At 75.2% G+C, this 13,917-nt stretch carries 12 protein-coding genes; 4 read left to right on the top strand and 8 right to left on the bottom strand.

Features of this window, described 5'->3' with window-relative positions; translation table 11 throughout:
* Positions 1–18: 18 nt before the first annotated feature.
* Positions 19–1,014, bottom strand: a complete 996-nt coding sequence (gene dhaK, locus ACFVSN_RS24575) for a dihydroxyacetone kinase subunit DhaK (RefSeq protein WP_380436663.1) — start codon at positions 1,012–1,014, stop codon at positions 19–21.
* Positions 1,015–1,233: 219 nt separating this feature from the next.
* Here dhaK and dhaM point away from each other — a divergent pair, with 219 nt between their 5' ends.
* Complete coding sequence (dhaM, locus tag ACFVSN_RS24580) at positions 1,234–1,626, top strand: dihydroxyacetone kinase phosphoryl donor subunit DhaM (protein ID WP_359966560.1); 393 nt, start codon at positions 1,234–1,236, stop codon at positions 1,624–1,626.
* Positions 1,627–1,672: 46 nt separating this feature from the next.
* Here the strand turns inward: dhaM and ACFVSN_RS24585 are convergent, their stop codons facing one another.
* Positions 1,673–3,403, bottom strand: coding sequence for a bifunctional 3'-5' exonuclease/DNA polymerase (locus tag ACFVSN_RS24585; protein WP_387601309.1), 1,731 nt, complete (start codon positions 3,401–3,403; stop codon positions 1,673–1,675).
* A gap of 215 nt (positions 3,404–3,618) precedes the next feature.
* Between ACFVSN_RS24585 and ACFVSN_RS24590 the strand changes: the two genes are divergently transcribed.
* Positions 3,619–5,643 carry a M3 family metallopeptidase gene (locus ACFVSN_RS24590; RefSeq protein ID WP_387956581.1) on the top strand — a complete coding sequence of 675 codons (2,025 nt, stop codon included), beginning with the start codon at positions 3,619–3,621 and terminating at the stop codon, positions 5,641–5,643.
* Between the two features lie 9 nt (positions 5,644–5,652).
* Here the strand turns inward: ACFVSN_RS24590 and ACFVSN_RS24595 are convergent, their stop codons facing one another.
* Together ACFVSN_RS24595 and ACFVSN_RS24600 are read right to left on the bottom strand one after the other, a co-directional pair.
* Positions 5,653–7,113 carry a cellulase family glycosylhydrolase gene (locus tag ACFVSN_RS24595; protein ID WP_380436667.1) on the bottom strand — a complete coding sequence of 487 codons (1,461 nt, stop codon included), beginning with the start codon at positions 7,111–7,113 and terminating at the stop codon, positions 5,653–5,655.
* A gap of 79 nt (positions 7,114–7,192) precedes the next feature.
* The gene (locus ACFVSN_RS24600; RefSeq protein WP_380507630.1) at positions 7,193–7,831 is read right to left on the bottom strand and encodes a TetR family transcriptional regulator; all 639 of its coding nucleotides are present in this window, start codon (positions 7,829–7,831) and stop codon (positions 7,193–7,195) included.
* 148 nt (positions 7,832–7,979) lie between these two features.
* Here ACFVSN_RS24600 and ACFVSN_RS24605 point away from each other — a divergent pair, with 148 nt between their 5' ends.
* Positions 7,980–9,203 (top strand): acyl-CoA dehydrogenase family protein, encoded by a 1,224-nt coding sequence (locus ACFVSN_RS24605; protein WP_380436671.1) that lies wholly within the window; start codon positions 7,980–7,982, stop codon positions 9,201–9,203.
* Between the two features lie 7 nt (positions 9,204–9,210).
* On the opposite strand, the gene ACFVSN_RS24610 is transcribed toward ACFVSN_RS24605, so the two are convergent.
* The 3 genes from ACFVSN_RS24610 to ACFVSN_RS24620 form a co-directional block, all read right to left on the bottom strand.
* Positions 9,211–9,810: a hypothetical protein gene (locus tag ACFVSN_RS24610; protein WP_380436673.1), complete on the bottom strand. Its 600-nt coding sequence runs from the start codon at positions 9,808–9,810 to the stop codon at positions 9,211–9,213.
* Between the two features lie 174 nt (positions 9,811–9,984).
* Positions 9,985–10,848 carry an enoyl-CoA hydratase/isomerase family protein gene (locus ACFVSN_RS24615; protein WP_380436675.1) on the bottom strand — a complete coding sequence of 288 codons (864 nt, stop codon included), beginning with the start codon at positions 10,846–10,848 and terminating at the stop codon, positions 9,985–9,987.
* 39 nt (positions 10,849–10,887) lie between these two features.
* Positions 10,888–11,577: a TetR family transcriptional regulator gene (locus ACFVSN_RS24620; RefSeq protein WP_380436677.1), complete on the bottom strand. Its 690-nt coding sequence runs from the start codon at positions 11,575–11,577 to the stop codon at positions 10,888–10,890.
* A gap of 171 nt (positions 11,578–11,748) precedes the next feature.
* Between ACFVSN_RS24620 and ACFVSN_RS24625 the strand changes: the two genes are divergently transcribed.
* Positions 11,749–13,248: an MFS transporter gene (locus ACFVSN_RS24625; protein WP_380493383.1), complete on the top strand. Its 1,500-nt coding sequence runs from the start codon at positions 11,749–11,751 to the stop codon at positions 13,246–13,248.
* 91 nt (positions 13,249–13,339) lie between these two features.
* Here the strand turns inward: ACFVSN_RS24625 and ACFVSN_RS24630 are convergent, their stop codons facing one another.
* Positions 13,340–13,888, bottom strand: coding sequence for a GNAT family N-acetyltransferase (locus ACFVSN_RS24630; protein WP_380436681.1), 549 nt, complete (start codon positions 13,886–13,888; stop codon positions 13,340–13,342).
* Positions 13,889–13,917 lie beyond the last annotated feature (29 nt).

The raw sequence follows: 13,917 nt of genomic DNA on the forward strand, positions 1-13,917 counted from the left end.
CGTCTCCTCGCTCAGGGCTCAGGCCCGCTTGAGGGCGGGGGTGTCGACGGGGGCGTCCCAGAGGTCCAGCAGCTGTTCGTCCGCCTTGGTGAGGGTGAGCGAGAAGCCCGCCATGTCGAGGCTGGTGACGTAGTTGCCGACGAGGCTGCGGGCCACCGTGATGCCGCGCTCGGCGAGCCGGGCGGCGACCTCGCCGTAGACGACGTACAGCTCCAGCAGCGGGGTGCCGCCCAGGCCGTTGAGCAGGGCGATGACCTCGTCGCCGGGGGCGAGGTGGTGGTCGGCGAGGATCGTCCCGACGACCTCGGCGGCCAGGTCGCGGGCCGGGCGCAGCTTCTCGCGGCGGCGGCCGGGTTCGCCGTGGATGCCGACGCCGACCTCGATCTCGTCCTCCGGCAGGTCGAAGCCGGGTTTTCCGGCGGCGGGGACGGTGGCGGCGGTGAGCGCGATCGCGAAGGAGCGGGAGGCGGCGTTGACGCGCTCGCCGAGGGCGGCGACGTCGTCGAGCGGGGCGCCGCGTTCGGCGAGGGCGCCGGCGGTCTTCTCGACGATGACGGTCGCGCCGGTGCCGCGGCGCCCGGCCGTCCAGGTGGAGTCCTCGACCGCGACGTCGTCGTCGACCAGGACGGTGCGGACCTCGACGCCCTCCTCGGCGGCGAGTTCGGCGGCGAGCTCGAAGTTCATGACGTCGCCGGTGTAGTTCTTGACGACGAGGACGACGCCCGCGCCGGAGTCGACGGCCTTGACCGCGGCCAGCACCTGGTCGGGCACGGGGGAGGTGAACACCTCGCCGGGGCAGGCGGCGTCGAGCATGCCGCGGCCGACGTAGCCGGCGTGCAGCGGCTCGTGCCCGGAGCCGCCGCCGGAGACCAGCGCGACCTTCGGCGCGCCGGGGCGGGCGGCCCGGGTGACCACGCGGTTGGCGACGTCCACCGTCAACTCGGGGTGGGCGGCGGCGAATCCGGTCAGCGCGTCCTCCAGGACGCTCTCCGGGGTGTTGATCAGCTTCTTCAACGTTCTTCGCTCCCTCGGTCAGGACGCTGCTGCCGTGATTGCTGTCGCCCCGACGCTATGCCAGCCGGGGGCGCGACGGCACGGGATGCGACACGCGCGGCCCCTGCCGCCCGCCCGGAGCGGCTCCCGGAGGGGCCCGCGGCGCGGCTTCCGGAGCGGCCTGCGGCGCGGCTTCCGGAGTGCCTTTCGGAGCGGCGCGGCGGGTCGTAGGGTCGGGGCATGACCGAACACGTGGGTATCGTCCTGGTCTCGCACAGCGCCCAACTCGCCGCCGGGCTGCGGGAGCTGCTCGGCGAGCTGGCCCCGGACGGGGTGCGGGTGGTGGTCGCCGCCGGGACGGAGGACGGCGGGCTCGGCACCAGCTACGACCTGATCGCCCGGGCCGTCGGCGAGGCGGACGGCGGGGCGGGCGTGGTCGTGCTGCCCGACCTCGGCAGCTCGGTGCTGACCGCGGTGACCGTGCTGGAGGACGCGCCGCGGCCGGGCGTGCGGCTGGTGGACGCGCCGTTCGTGGAGGGCGCGGTGGCCGCCGCGGTGACCGCCTCGACCGGGGCGGGGCTGGCCGAGGTGGTCGCGGCGGCCGAGGAGGCGCGCGCCTTCCGCAAGCTGTGACGGCCGGCCGCTGCTCCTACTTCCGCTCCTACTCCTACTCCTACTCCTACTTCGCGTCCGCGTAGCAGTCGACGACGGCGGTGGTGAGCGGGAAGCGGACCGGGGTGTCGCCGAAGACCAGCAGCCGGGCCTCGTCGGCGGCCTCGGCGACGGCGGCGGCGACCTCGTCGGCGAGGTTGGCCGGGGTGTGCACGATGACCTCGTCGTGCTGGAAGAACACCAGGTGCGGGCGGTCCTCCGGGACGGCCGCGGGCAGGGTGTTCAGCCGCCGGCGCAGCGCCGCGAGCAGGGCGAGGGCCCAGTCGGCGGCGCTGGCCTGGATGACGAAGTTGCGGGTGAAGCGGCCGCGGGCGCGGGCCCAGCGGCCGCCGGCCTCGGCGGCGGTGTCGGGCGCCTCGGTGAGGTCGAGGAAGTCGGCGGAGGCGGGCGGGCAGGCCCGGCCGAGCCGGGAGACGACCACGCCGCCGTCCTCGCCGGTGCGGGCGGCGGCCTCGACGTAGCCCATCGCGGCGGGGTAGCGGTGGCGCAGGGTGTTGAGGAGGGGGCCGATGTCGCCGCTGGTCTGCCCGTACATGGCGCCGAGCAGGCCGAGCTTGGCCTTGTCGCGGTCGCCGCGGAAGGCGCTGGCGGCGAGGGCCTCGTAGAGGTCGCCGCCGGCGGCGGTGCGGGCGAGGCCGGCGTCCTGGGAGAGCGCGGCGAGCACCCGGGGCTCCAACTGGGCGGCGTCGGCGACGACGAGCAGCCAGCCGGGGTCGGCGACGACGGCGCGGCGCAGGATGCGCGGGATCTGGAGGGCGCCGCCGCCGCGGCTGGCCCAGCGGCCGGAGACGACGCCGCCGACGACGTACTCGGGCCGGAACCGGCCGCCGCGGGCCCAGGCGTCCTGCCAGGCCCAGCCGTGGGCGGCGTGGATCCGGGCGAGCTCCTTGTAGCGGATGAGCAGCTGCGCGGCCGGGTGGTCGACGCGTTTGAGCTCCCAGGACCGGGTGGAGCTCAGCTGGATGCCCCGGTCGGCGAAGGCGCGCAGCACCTGGGTGTGCGAGTCGGGGTTGAACGGGCGTCCGCCGAGGGAGCGCTGGAGTTCGGCGGCGAGGTCGGCGAGCAGTTTGGGCTGGGCCCCGGGCACGGTGGGGCGGGGGCCGAGGAGTTCGGTGAGCAGGGCGTCGTGGACGTCGGCGCGCCAGGGCAGGCCGTCGTGGGCCATCTCGGCGGCGACCAGGGCGCCGGCGGACTCGGCGGCGACCAGCACGCGGAAGCGGTGCCGGGCGGCCGGGTCGGTGATCGCGGCGATCCGGCGCTGCTGTTCGGCGTGGACGGCGACGACGGCGGCCAGCGGGTCGGCGCCGGGCGGCAGTTGGAGCCGGTCGGGGGCGAAGAGGGTGTCCTGGCCGTCGTCCGTCTCGGCGGAGCCCGGCTCGGGCAGGTCGTCCGGGACGGGCAGGCCGCGCAGCCGGGACCAGGCGGCGCCGAGCGAGCGGGGCGCGCCGAAGCGGCCCTCGTGGGCGAGCAGGAGGGCCTCGACGAGTCGCAGGTCGTGGCAGCGGCCGACCCGGTCGGGCAGTCGGGGCAGCAGCGGGGCGTAGGCGCTGTCGGCGGCGGCCCAGACCCAGCGGGGCCCCGGCCGGGAGTCGCCTCCGGCGGCCTCCCGGGCGGCGACCGCGGCGGCGAGGTCGGGGACGGTCTCGGGCGGGCCGAGCGGGGCGCCGGCGTCGTCGAGCGGCTGGAGCCGGCCGCCGCGGCCGTGCGGATCGGGGACCAGGGCGGTTCTGGGGGCCACGGGGGCTCCTCCTCTCGGGGCGCGGGGGCGGCTCTCGGTGTCGGTGGCGGTCGTCGGTGGCGGTGCCGGCGGCGGCGCCGGTGTACGGGTCGGGTACGCGTGTGCGGACCTGCGGGGGTCCGGGATCGACGGTAGCCGGTGGGTACGACAACGGCGGACGACGCGGGGCCGGAATCGCGTAGGCAGCGCGCGGGACACGGCGTAGGGTCCGTGAAATGACCGAGAACCCGTTCTTCAAGGCCAGCACCCTGGTCTTCGAACTGCCGCCCTTCGCCGAGATCCGTGAGGAGCACTACCTGCCGGCCTACGAGCGCGGGATGGCCGAGCAGCTGGCCGAGATCGCCGCGATCACGGCCGATCCGCAGCCGCCGACCTTCGCCAACACGCTGGTGGCCCTGGAGCGTTCCGGCGAGGTGCTGCGCCGGGTGGGGGTGGTCTTCCGCAACCAGGTGTCGGTGGACACCAACGACGTCGTCGACGAGGTGGACGCGAAGGTGAGCCCGCTGCTGGCCGCGCACCACGACGCGATCCACCTGGACCGGGCCCTGTTCGCCCGGATCGAGGACCTGTACGGGCGCCGCGCCGAGCTCGGCCTGGACCCGGAGTCGCTGCGGCTGCTGGAGCGCCGGCACACCGCGTTCGTCCGCTCCGGCGCCCGGCTGGGCGCGGCCGAGCAGGAGCGGCTGCGCGAGCTGAACGCCGAACTCGCCGCCCTCGCCACGACCTTCCAGCAGAACGTGAACGCCGCCACCAAGGCCGCCGCGCTGGTCCTGGACTCCGCGGACGAGCTCGACGGCCTGTCGGCCGACGCCGTCGCCGCGGCCGCCGAGAACGCCAGGGTGCTCGGCCACGACGGAAAGTACGTGCTGAGCCTGCGCAGCACCTCGGGCCAGCCCGAACTGGCGCTGCTGACCGACCGGTCGGTGCGCGAGCGCCTGCTCGCCGCCTCCCTCGGCCGGGCCGCGGACGTCAACGGCCCGGTCGCGATCCGGATGGCTTCCCTTCGCGCCGAGCGGGCCGGGCTGCTCGGCCACCCGACCCACGCCGCGTACGTCGTGGCCGACGAGACCGCGGGTTCGGTCGAGGCGGTGTCCGGGCTGTTGTCGCGGCTGGTCGAGCCGGCGGTGGCGATCGCCCGCCGGGAGGCCGCCGAACTGGCGGAGGCGGCCGCGGCGGACGGGATCGAGGAGCTCGCCGCGCACGACTGGGCGTACTACTCGGAGAAGGTCCGGCAGGCCTCGTACGAGGTCGACGCGGCCGCGCTGCGCCCGTACTTCGAGCTGGAGCGGGTGCTGCACGACGGCGCGTTCTTCGCCGCCGGGCTCGCGTACGGGATCAGCTTCACCGAGCGGCCGGACCTGACGGCCTACCACCCGGACGCCCGGGTCTTCGAGGTCGCCGAGGAGGACGGCACCCCGCTGGGCCTGTTCGTCGGGGACTTCCACGCGCGCGCGTCCAAGCGCGGCGGCGCGTGGATGGACGAGCTGGTGTCGCAGTCCGCGCTGACCGGCCGGCGGGCCGTGGTGATGAACAACCTGAACGTCCCGAAGCCGGCTCCGGGCGAGCCGGTGCTGCTGACCTGGGACGAGGTGCGCGTCCTCTTCCACGAGTTCGGGCACGCGCTGCACGGGCTGTTCTCGGACGTGCGCTACCCGCTGTTCGCGGGCACGGCCGTGCCCCGGGACTTCGTCGAGTTCCCGTCGCAGGTCAACGAGATGTGGATGGTCCGGCCCGAGGTGTTGGCCAACTACGCCCGCCACCACGTGACGGGGGAGCCGCTGCCGGCCGAGCTGGTCGAGCGGATGGTCGCGGCCGAGGGTTTCGGCCAGGGCTTCCGGACGGTGGAGTACCTGGCGGCGACGCTGCTGGACTGGGCCTGGCACACCCTGCCGCGGGGCCGGGAGGTCGCCGACGCAGGGGAGTTCGAGGCACGGGTGCTGGAGGAGGCCGGGCTCGCGGTGCCGGCGATCCCGCCGCGCTACCGGTCGGCCTACTTCCAGCACGTCTTCGCGGGCGGTTACAGCGCCGGGTACTACGCGTACATCTGGTCGGAGGTGCTGGACGCGGACACCGTGCGGTGGTTCGGGGAGAACGGCCGCTCGGTGCGGGAGAGCGGCGAGGAGTTCCGGCGCGAGCTGCTGTCGCGCGGGTTCAGCCGCGACCCGCTGGAGTCGTTCCGCGCGGTGGTCGGGCGGGCGCCGGAGACCGGGCCGCTGCTGGCGCGCCGGGGGCTGGCCTGATCGCCCCGGTCAGTTCGGGGTGAGCGTGACCGTCACCGGGGTGCCCGGGCGGGCGTGCGGGAGCCGGATCCGGACGCTGCCCGCGCGCCCGTCCGCGGGCGGGCGGACCTCGACCCGGGCGTCGGCGGGCGAGACGGCGACCTGCGCGCCGCGCGGGAACGCGGCGGGCGGCAGGACGAGTTCGCTGCCGCGCCCGGTGCCGTCGGCGTCCCAGCGGACGGTGTCCGGGCCGGTGCGCACGTCCGTCCCGGCGACGGCCGCGGGGTACGGGCCGAACGCGGGCCCGTCGCCGGGGGCGGGCCGCCCGGCCGGGTCGAGCGCGCAGTAGCCGCCGTCGCCGCGGCACCAGTACCACATCGTCCAGCCCGCGGCGAAGCCGTCCATCGCCGCGACCTGCTCCCGGACCAGTCGGGTGTTGCCCGGTGTGCGGGAGTCGGGCGGGCCCCACTCGCCGACCAGGACGGGCAGCCGGTGCGCGGCCGGGTAGGCGGTGATCGCGGCGGTGTAGTGCTCGACGAAGCCGTCGGACGGGTCCCAGTCGGCGCCGTTCTCGACGGCGGTGTCGTAGAAGTGCGGTGCGTAGCCGAGCCGGGGCGCGCCGGGCCGGGGGTCGTCGAAGCCCGGCAGCCGGGTGGGCACGCCCTGGCCGACCAGGACGGTCGGTTCGACGAACAGCCAGGCGCGGCGGTCGACCTGGCGGACGGCGGCGATCAGGCGGCGGTACATGTCGGCGAGCCGGCCCTGTTCGAGGGCGGCGGAGGCGGCGGCGAGGACGGCCGGGTCGGTGGGGTCGCCGTCCACCGGGCCGAAGGGCTCGTTGAACAGGTCGTAGCCCAGCAGCGAGCGGTGGCCGTGCAGTTCGCGGGCGAGCCGGGTGTAGAAGTCGGCCTGCCAGGCGCGAAGGTCGGGGTCGTCGTAGAGGTGGCGGAAGGCGGCCTGGACGGCGGGCTGGAAGTAGCCGGCGAACCAGTCGTTCGGATCGGGGGTGAACGGCAGGCCGTCGTCCCGGGTGGCCCAGCGCGGGATGCCGCGGTCGCCGCCGCCGAACGCGGGCCCGTAGACGTCCTGGTGGAAGTCGACGAGGGCGAGCACGCCGTAGCGGTCGGCCCAGCCGAGGAGCCGCTGGAGGCGGTCGAGTTCGGCCGGGTCGAGGCGGCCTCGCTCGGGCTCCAGCCGGTTCCAGGAGACCGCCACGCGGATCAGGGTGAAGCCCTGGGCCGCGACGGACCTGACGTCCGCCTCGGTGGCCTCGGCGTACTTGTCGAGGTTGAAGCCGCGCAGCTGGAGCCGGCGGCCCCGGGCGTCGGTGAGCGCGGTGTGGCCGTCCGGGCCGGTGGCGGTGCCGGTCGGGAAGCGGGCCGCCGTGGCCGCCGTGGCTCCGGCGGCCTCTCCGGCGGACGCGCCGGGGGCGCCGGCCAGGACGGCGGTGGCGGCGAGCAGCAGGGCAACGGCGGTGCGGCGTAGGCGCATTCGGACCTCGCACGGCGGTGGGTGGGGCCCGATGATGCCCGCGCTGCCGGGGCCGGCACAAGGGGCCGGACGAAAGGCTTCAGACGGCGCCGTTCGCCTCGGCCGGTTCGGCGGGCGCGGCCGGCAGGACGGCGGTCGGCAGGTCCGCGGCGGCGGCGAGGCGGCCCCAGAGCAGGTCGGCGAGGGCCTGGACCATGCGGGTGCGCGAGCACGGCTTGGACTCCAGCCACCAGTCGCCGGCCGCCAGCACCATGCCGGTGATGCCCCGGCCCCAGGCCTCGGCGAGCAGGTCGCGGTCGGCGCCGAGGTCGACCTGGCTCTGCACGGCCCGGGTGATCTCCTCGGCGATCTGGCGCAGCGCGGGGGCGAGCGCGTTGCCCGCGCCGGTCGGGTCGCCGGGCTCGGGGTGGGTGAGCAGCCGGTAGACCTGCGGGCGGGCCTCGATGCCGGCCAGGTAGGTGTCCAGGACGTGCTCGACCCGGTCGCGGCGCTCCAGCGGTGCGGCGAGCGCGGCCCGCACGGCGGCCAGCAGGCCGCCGGTGTGGCGCTCGGTCAGGGCCCGGATGAGGCCGTTCCGGTCGCCGAAGTGCCGGTAGAGGATCGGCTTGGTGATGCCGGCCTCGGCGGCGATGGCGTTCATGCTCGCGGCCGGGCCCTCGCGCTGGATGACCCGGTCGGCGGCGTTGAGCAGCTGCTCGCGGCGGGGCTCTCGGGACATGCGCTGCTCCTCGGGTCGGGTGGGCCGGCGCGGGGGGCGCCGGGCGGTGCGGGGCGTTGACACCGGTTACCAATCAGTAGCAGACTCCGACGATGTTACCCCGGGTAACACCCCGGTCGGCCGTACCCCTTCTGCGGAGGCAAGCACCATGAGCAGCACGTTCTCGATGGACCCGGGTGCGGACCAGCTCGCCGTGCGCGACTGGCTGCACGGCTTCGCCGCCGACGTGGTGCGGCCCGCCGCGGCCGAGTGGGACGAGCGCGAGGAGACCCCCTGGCCGGTCATCCAGGAGGCCGCCAAGCTCGGCATCTACTCGCTCGACTTCTACGCCCAGCAGTACTTCGACCCCTCCGGCGTCGGCATCCCGATCGTCATGGAGGAGCTGTTCTGGGGCGACGCGGGCATCGGCCTGTCCATCGTCGGCACCACGCTGGCCGCCGTCGCCGTGCTCGCCAACGGCACCGACGAGCAGATCGGCACCTGGACGCCGCAGATGTTCGGCACCCCCGACGACGTCAAGGTGGCCGCCTTCTGCTCCTCCGAGCCGGACGCCGGCTCCGACGTCTCCGCGCTGCGCACCCGGGCCGTCTACGACGAGGCCAAGGACGAGTGGGTGCTCAACGGCACCAAGACCTGGGCCACCAACGGCGGGATCGCCGCCGTCCACGTCGTCGTCGCCACCGTCGACGCGGAGCTCGGCGCCCGCGGCCACGCCTCCTTCGTCGTCCCGCCGGGCACCCCCGGACTGAGCCAGGGCCAGAAGTTCAAGAAGCACGGCATCCGGGCCTCGCACACGGCCGAGGTCGTCCTGGACGGCGTCCGGGTGCCCGGCAGCTGCCTGCTCGGCGGCAAGGAGAAGCTGGACGAGCGGCTGGCCCGCGCCCGCGAGGGCGTGCGCAAGAGCGGCCGGGGCAACGCGGCCATGGCCACCTTCGAGGCCTCCCGCCCGGCCGTCGGCGCGCAGGCGATCGGCATCGCGCGGGCCGCGTACGAGGTCGCGCTGGACTACGCGAAGACGCGTGAGCAGTTCGGCCGCCCGATCATCGACAACCAGGGGGTCGCCTTCCAGCTGGCCGACATGCGGACCCGGATCGACGCCGCCCGGCTCCTGGTGTGGCGGGCCTCCTGGATGGCCGTCAACAACCGGCCGTTCACCGCGGCCGAGGGCTCGATGTCCAAGCTGTACGCGGGCGAGACGGCCAAGTGGGTCACCGCGCAGGCGATGCAGATCCTCGGCGGCAACGGCTTCACCCGGGAGTACCCGGTGGAGCGGATGCACCGGGACAGCGCGATCTACTCGATCTTCGAGGGGACCAGCGAGATCCAGCGGCTGGTGATCGCCCGCGCGATCTCGGGGATGCCGATCCGCTAGCCGGGCCTCAACGGGCCAGCCAGAAGGTGAGCCCGGCGCTGAGGGCGCCCACCACCGTGCCGACGACGGTCTGCGCGGTGGTGTGGTCCCGCAGCACCGTCCGGGACCAGCCGACGACGGCGACCAGCGGGGAGAGCGCGAGCCACCACGGGCCGAGCGCGATCGCCAGGCAGACCACCGCGCCGCTGGTGACGGCGGTGTGCACGGAGACCTTCCACCACACGGTGATCACCAGGATCGGGATCAGCGACGCGAACATCGCGGCCACCAGCGCGGTCAGGTCGGCCGGGGCGGCGAGCCACAGCATCACCGCGAAGGCGATCGCGACCGAGCCCATGATGAACGGCAGGACCGTCAGCCGGCTCTGCCGGTGGCCGACGTGCCGGTCCCCGACGGTGCCCCGGCGCATGGCGCGCTGGATGAACAGGGTCGGGATCACGGCCGCGAACAGCGCGGCGAAGGCCGCCCAGGCGATGCCCTTCCAGCCGTAGCGCAGGCCGCCGAGCAGCGGCAGCAGCACGATGATCACGTTCTTCGGCTCGACGCCGTCGGTGATCCGCCGGGCCCAGAGCGTGTGGGGGGCGGGGGCGGTCGCGGCTTCGGTCATCGGGGTCGCTGCTCCGGGGATCGGTCTGGTCGCTCTGGGCGGCCCGGGTGGTCGTGGGGCGGTCGGGCCGGATGATCGTACGTGCGCGCGGCCGCCGGCCCGCGGTCGGGCCGGTGGGAAACGGGCCGGTGGGAAGCGGGCCGGTCGCACATGCGCCGGTAGGAAACAGGCCGGTCAGAACCGGGCCGGGCGGCCCTCCAGGAACGCGGCCAGCCCCTCGTGCACGTCCGAGGCCTCCCGGGAGCGCCGCTCCCACGGCTCCAGGGCCGCCGCCGCCCGCTCCTCCGGGACGGCCAGGGCGGCCTTCACCGCGCCGATCGTCTGCGGCGAGCGCCTGGTCAGCAGCCGGGCGAACTCCAGCGCGGCGGCGTCCAGTTCGGCGTCCGGCAGGGCCTGCTCGGCGAGGCCGAGCGCGAGCGCGTCCCGGCCCCGCACCAACTCGCCGGAGAACAGCAGGTACTTGGCGCGCGCCGGGCCGACCAGCCGGGCCAGCCGCAGGGTCGGCACCGCCGGGTAGACCACGCCGAGCTTGGCCGGGGTGATCCCGAGCCGGGCGTCCTCGGCGACGAACCGCAGGTCGCACGCGACGGCCAGCTGGCAGCCGCCGCCGACGCAGGCACCCCGGACGGCGGCGATCGTCGGGTGCGGGAAGGCGGCCAGCGCCTCCTCGGCGGCGACGTTGACCGCGTGGTAGGCGTCCGCGCGCTCCGGATCGCCGTACACCTCGGCGAGTTCGGCGATGTCCGCGCCCGCGCTGAAGGTGCCGCCGGCGCCGGTCAGCAGCAGGGCGCGGACGCCCGCGTGCTCGGCGAGCTCCCGCAGCACCCCGGGCAGCGCCCGCCAGATCGCCAGGGTGACCGCGTTGCGCCGGTGCGGGCGGGCGAACTCCAGCACCGCGACGCCGTCCTCGCCGACGTGGGCGTGCAGCCCGTCGGCGCGGGCGGGCAGGGTGGTGCGCTCCCGCGTCAGCAGCGACCGGTCCGTGCGGTCCTCGTGGTCCGTGCGGTCCTTGTGGTCGCCGTGGTCCGTGGGGTCCATGCGGGCGGCACCTCCGGGTCTCGTGGTGCGCCCACTCTCTCAGGCGGCGCCGGCGCAGTAGTCGCCGAGGCCCCGCTCGACGAGGGCGAACGCGCGGTGGGCGCGGTCGAGGGCGGCGGGCAGGGCCTCGGCGGCGCGCTCGCCGGCCAGCACGCGGAGCTGGTTCTCGGTGGTCAGGGTCACCCGGACGGCCAGCAGCTGGGCCCCGGCGACCCGGGCGGTGAGCTCGTCGTGGGCCGGGTCCTGGGCGAGCAGCTCGGCGGTGAGCAGTGCCTGGGCCTCGCGGCCGAAGCCGGCGGTGGCGCGCGTCGCGAGGGCGGGGGTGCCGTGCACCAGCCGGACCACGTCGAGCACGACCCGGTCGTCGTTGAGGCCGGTGGCCGGGTCGAGCCGTTCCAGTGCGGCCAGGAAGTGGTCGCGCAGGGCCGTCACCGCCGAGGCGCCCGGGGCGCGGTCGCGCACCACCCGGGCCGGCTCGTCGAGGTGCTGCTCCATCGGGCCCATGACCAGGTCTTCCTTGGTGGGGAAGTAGTTGAAGACGGTCATCTTGGACACCTCGGCGGCGGCCGCGATCTCGGCCACGGACACCTGGTCGAAGCCGCGTTCGGCGAACAGCCCGATGGCCGCGCGGAAGATCCGGATGCCGGTCTGGATCTTCTTGCGCTCGCGCAGCGGGAGCGCGTCGAGGTCGCGGCCGGGGCCGAGGTCCAAGCCGTGGTTCGTCGCCATGGCCCGACTGTACCAGGCTCAAAGATGGTCCGGGATGAAGTTTTGTCTCGGCCGAAGAATCGATCGGGCTAAAGAATTGACTCGGTACATATTGGCTGCCATCGTGGTGGACGTGCCGCCGGGCCGCACCGGTCCGGCTCCGAACTCCACCGTCTCCGGGGGGACTTACCGATGGCATCCGAAAGCCCGATGACACCCGCCCAGCGCAGACTGGGCATGCTGCTCTGCATGGTCACGATCGTGCTGGCCATCCTCGACTCGAACATCGTGTCCGCGGCCACCGTGCCGATCGTCCGCGACCTCGACCCGGTCCACGGCGTCGACCGGCTGCCCTGGCTGATCAGCGCGTTCTCGCTGGCCGCGACCGCCCTCCTGCCGCTCTACGGCAAGCTCTGCGACGTCTACGGCGCCAAGCGCGTGCTGCTCGGGGCGGTCGGCACCTTCCTGCTCGGCTCGGCGGCCTGCGGCGCGGCGCAGACGATGGGTCAGCTGATCGCCTTCCGGGCCGTCCAGGGCATCGGCGGCGGCGGGCTGATGAGCGTCACGATGGTCGTCATCGCCCACCTCAAGGACCCGGCGGAGCGCGGTGCCGGCAAGGGCGGCGCCATGGGCGGCATCTTCGCGGGCGTCGGCATGGCCGTCGGTCCGCTGGTGGGCGCGCTGTTCACCGACCACGTCGGCTGGCGCTGGATCTTCTACGTGAACCTGCCGCTCGGCCTGCTCGTCCTGGTCGGCACCGCCCTGGTGCTCAAGCTGCCGCGGACGGTCGGCCGCCGCGGCCTGGACTTCCTCGGCGCCGCCCTCGCGGCCGCTTTCGCCACCGGCCTGCTGCTGGTCACCGAGTGGGGCGGCAAGGACTACGCCTGGACCTCCCCGGTGATCCTCGGGACCGCCGCCGCCACCCTCGCCGCGCTCGGCCTCTTCCTGTGGCGCCAGGCCACCGCCGCCGAACCGGTGCTGCCGCTCTCGCTGTTCCGGATCCCGGTCGTGCGGATCGGCTTTGCCGTCCAGGGCCTCGCCGGGATGGGCATGATGGGCGCGATCGTGTACGTGATGATCTACCTGCAGATCGCCCGGGGGGTCGCCCCGACCTCGGCCAGCCTCTACCTGATCCCGATGGCCGCCGGGATGACCGCGTCCGGCGTGCTGGTCGGCCGGCTGACCGCCCGGGGCCACGCGCCGCGCACCTTCCTGGTGGCCGGGGCCGCCTTCGGCGCGCTCGCCCTCGCCCTGCTGGGGCTCAGCGGCCCGGACACCGGCCTGTGGGCGGTCGGCCTCGAACTCGCCCTGCTCGGCGCCGGGTTCGGCCAGCTGATCGGCCAGCTGATCCCGCTGGTCCAGGACGCCGCCCCGCGGCACCAGCTCGGCGTGGCGACCACCGGCATCCGGTTCTTCCAGACCCTCGGCAACGCGCTCGGCGCGGCGCTCTTCGGCACGCTGCTGGCCCGGGTCTTCGCGGAGGGCGAGCCCGGCCGGTCGATGGGCGCGCTCCGGACGCTGACCGGGGCGGCCCGGGACCACGCGGTGCGCAGCTTCACGGACGCGGTCGACGTCGTCTTCCTGTCGGCGGCCGGGGTGATGGGGCTGGTGCTGCTGCTCGCGCTGCGGCTGCGGACGCCGGCCGCGGAGGTGGCGGCCGACGCGGCGGACCGGCCGGTGCTGGCGGCCTGAGCGGGGCCCGTGCGCGGTCGGTGCGTCGAGGAGCGGGGCCCGGTGGAACGTGGGGAATCCACCGGGTCCCGCTCTTCGCGCGGCCCGGCCGTCAGGCCTGCGGCTTCCACTCGGTCGCCAGGATCCCCCAGATCTGCTTGTCGTGGCGGACGCCGTTGTGCGGGTACCACTCGCGCAGGGTGCCGTCCAGCGTCATGCCGAGCCGCTCGGCGACGGCGCGGCTGCGGGCGTTCCCGGCGGAGCACCACCACTCGGCGCGGTGCAGGCCCCGGGTGGCGAAGGCGTAGTCGAGCAGGTGCCGGACGGCGGCGGTGATCAGCCCGCCGCCCTCGCCGGCCGGCTCGGTCCAGGCGCCGATCTCGCAGACGCCGTTCTGGGTGCTGAAGCTCACGAACATCACGCCGCCGACGAGCGTGCCGTCGCGCCAGATGCCGAAGATCCGGCCGGCGTCGGCGGCCTGCTTGTCGGCGTAGCGCTGCAGGGTGGCGCGGGCCGAGTCGAGGTCGGTGGAGTAGCCGGCCCACGGGATCCACGGGTCGGTGTGGGCCCGGGCGCGGTCGATGTGGGCGAGGAACTCGGGGGCCTGCCACGGCTCCAGCGGGCGCAGTTCGGCGTTCTCGGCGAGCGGTACGGCAAACAAGGGTGGGGCCTTTCCGGGGAGGGCGCGGG

The organism is Kitasatospora sp. NPDC057904, assembly GCF_042887925.1.
Classification (GTDB): Bacteria; Actinomycetota; Actinomycetes; order Streptomycetales; family Streptomycetaceae; genus Kitasatospora.